At 45.0% G+C, this 3,146-nt stretch carries 2 tRNA genes and 2 rRNA genes (1 of these 4 cut by a window edge); all 4 read left to right on the top strand.

The features are described from left to right. Positions 1-217: 217 nt before the first annotated feature. Positions 218-1,741, top strand: a 16S ribosomal RNA gene (locus CDL10_RS11070). 90 nt (positions 1,742-1,831) lie between these two features. Continuing rightward, positions 1,832-1,905, top strand: a tRNA-Ile gene (locus CDL10_RS11065). A 132-nt stretch (positions 1,906-2,037) separates the two neighbouring features. Further along, positions 2,038-2,111 (top strand) — tRNA-Ala (locus CDL10_RS11060). 312 nt (positions 2,112-2,423) lie between these two features. Beyond that, positions 2,424-3,146: ribosomal RNA gene (locus CDL10_RS11055) — 23S ribosomal RNA — on the top strand (it continues 2,158 nt past the right edge of the window). Together the 16S and 23S rRNA genes with 2 tRNA genes alongside form the textbook arrangement of a ribosomal RNA operon.

The raw sequence follows: 3,146 nt of genomic DNA, 5'->3' as shown, positions 1-3,146 counted from the left end.
AAAAAAAGTACAAAAAAGTTTTGTTGAATGAAAAAAGGTAATTACTTTTGCACCCGCTTTGAACATGAAAGGCGAGAGAATGGAGGAAGGGAAAAGATTTGACTTTCCGATATTCTAACAAAAGAAGAATACGACGTACATATACATATTGGATTGACAGCAAAAAGAAGAAGCTAAGTAAGATTTTGAGTTTATTGAGGGTTAGAATAAAGATTATACGATGAAGAGTTTGATCCTGGCTCAGGATGAACGCTAGCGGCAGGCCTAACACATGCAAGTCGAGGGGTATTTGGAGCTTGCTCCAAAGAGACCGGCGCACGGGTGCGTAACGCGTATGCAATCTGCCTTGTACTGAGGGATAGCCCGGAGAAATCCGGATTAATACCTCATGTGATATATAGATAGCCTTATTTATATATTAAAGATTTATCGGTACAAGATGAGCATGCGTCCCATTAGCTAGTTGGTATGGTAACGGCATACCAAGGCAATGATGGGTAGGGGTCCTGAGAGGGAGATCCCCCACACTGGTACTGAGACACGGACCAGACTCCTACGGGAGGCAGCAGTGAGGAATATTGGTCAATGGACGGAAGTCTGAACCAGCCATGCCGCGTGCAGGACGACGCATCTATGGTGTGTAAACTGCTTTTATACGGGAAGAAACCTCTCTACGCGTAGAGACTTGACGGTACCGTAAGAATAAGGATCGGCTAACTCCGTGCCAGCAGCCGCGGTAATACGGAGGATTCGAGCGTTATCCGGAATCATTGGGTTTAAAGGGTTCGTAGGCGGGCTGTTAAGTCAGGGGTGAAAGTTTTCGGCTTAACCGAAAAATTGCCTTTGATACTGATAGTCTTGAATATTTGTGAAGTAACTAGAATATGTGGTGTAGCGGTGAAATGCATAGATATCACATGGAATACCGATTGCGAAGGCAGGTTACTAACAGATTATTGACGCTGATGGACGAAAGCGTGGGTAGCGAACAGGATTAGATACCCTGGTAGTCCACGCCGTAAACGATGGATACTAGCTGTTTGGACAGATTGATGTTTGAGTGGCTAAGCGAAAGTGATAAGTATCCCACCTGGGGAGTACGTTCGCAAGAATGAAACTCAAAGGAATTGACGGGGGCCCGCACAAGCGGTGGAGCATGTGGTTTAATTCGATGATACGCGAGGAACCTTACCAGGGCTTAAATGTAGTTTGACAGATTTGGAAACAGATTTTTCTTCGGACAAATTACAAGGTGCTGCATGGTTGTCGTCAGCTCGTGCCGTGAGGTGTCAGGTTAAGTCCTATAACGAGCGCAACCCCTTTGGTTAGTTGCCAGCGAGTCATGTCGGGAACTCTAGCCATACTGCCGGTGTAAACCGAGAGGAAGGTGGGGATGACGTCAAATCATCACGGCCCTTACGTCCTGGGCCACACACGTGCTACAATGGCCGGTACAGCGAGCAGCCACTGCGCGAGCAGGAGCGAATCTACAAAACCGGTCACAGTTCGGATCGGAGTCTGCAACTCGACTCCGTGAAGCTGGAATCGCTAGTAATCGGATATCAGCCATGATCCGGTGAATACGTTCCCGGGCCTTGTACACACCGCCCGTCAAGCCATGGAAGCTGGGGGTACCTGAAGTCGGTGACCGTAACAGGAGCTGCCTAGGGTAAAACTAGTGACTGGGGCTAAGTCGTAACAAGGTAGCCGTACCGGAAGGTGCGGCTGGAACACCTCCTTTCTAGAGAAAAAAGGCTTTCTATAAGTGATAGATTTTGACTTGGTTTCTTAGCTGTTAGTTCAAAAAAAAAGAGTAAATACTTGAATACATAGTCTCGTAGCTCAGCTGGTTAGAGTACTACACTGATAATGTAGGGGTCGGCAGTTCGAGTCTGCCCGGGACTACTATATAATAGCTATTAGAGAATAGTTATTAGTAAAAAGTAAAGAGTAGGAAAGTATTTATAGAAGGAAATTCTAGAAGTTGAAGTAATTATCGACTAATTACTAATCACTAATTACTAACGACTAGTAAATGGGGGATTAGCTCAGCTGGCTAGAGCGCCTGCCTTGCACGCAGGAGGTCATCGGTTCGACTCCGATATTCTCCACGGATTAGCCAAGAGATAAGAGAAAAAAGCCATTAGTTAATCGCTAATTACTAATTAACTTTTGCCTCTTCGCTAAAAGAAGTACATTGACATATTGAGATACATTTAAGAAGTAGAAAAGATATTTTTTAGTTTTAAGTTGTTAGTTTTAAGTTTTAAGTTCGAGAACTTAAAATCAGAAAGCTAACAATCTAAAAACAAAAAGCAAAAATAATAATATAAAGCACAGATTTAGTTTTAAGTTATTGGTTATAAGTTTTAAGTTTTCGAACTCAAGACTAAAAGCTAAGAGCTAGGAGCTAAATTGTAGAGCACAAAAAGCAAACTAAGGGCGTATGGGGGATGCCTAGGCTCTCAGAGGCGAAGAAGGACGTGATAAGCTGCGAAAAGCTGCGGGGATTGGCACACACGATATGATCCGCAGATATCCGAATGGGGCAACCCGTTGTGTTGAAGACACAACATTCCGAAAGGAAGGCGAACCTGCTGAACTGAAACATCTAAGTAGGCAGAGGAGAAGAAAACAAAAGTGATTCCGATAGTAGTGGCGAGCGAACTCGGATTAGCCCAAACCAATGTTGTTTCGGCAATATTGGGGTTGTAGGACCACGATATTTTAAGCAAAGAGAATTAGAATCATCTGGAAAGATGAACCGCAGAGGGTGATAGTCCCGTATAAGTAATCGCTGTATTAGATAGTGGTATCCTGAGTAGGTCGGGGCACGTGAAACCCTGATTGAATTCGGCGGGACCATCCGCTAAGGCTAAATACTCCTGAGAGACCGATAGAGAACCAGTACCGTGAGGGAAAGGTGAAAAGCACCGTGAATAACGGGGTGAAATAGAACCTGAAACCATACGCCTACAAGCGGTCGGAGCCCTTAAGTGGGGTGACGGCGTGCCTTTTGCATAATGAGCCTACGAGTTAACGTTTCCGGCGAGGTTAATCCGTTCAGCGGAGCAGCCGTAACGAAAGTGAGTCTTAATAGGGCGCTATAGTCGGAAGTGTTAGACGCGAAACCGTGTGATCTACCC

The organism is Avrilella dinanensis, from assembly GCF_002807015.1.
Classification (GTDB): domain Bacteria; phylum Bacteroidota; class Bacteroidia; order Flavobacteriales; family Flavobacteriaceae; genus Flavobacterium; species Flavobacterium dinanensis.
This window is presented reverse-complemented; position numbering and strand designations above follow the sequence as displayed.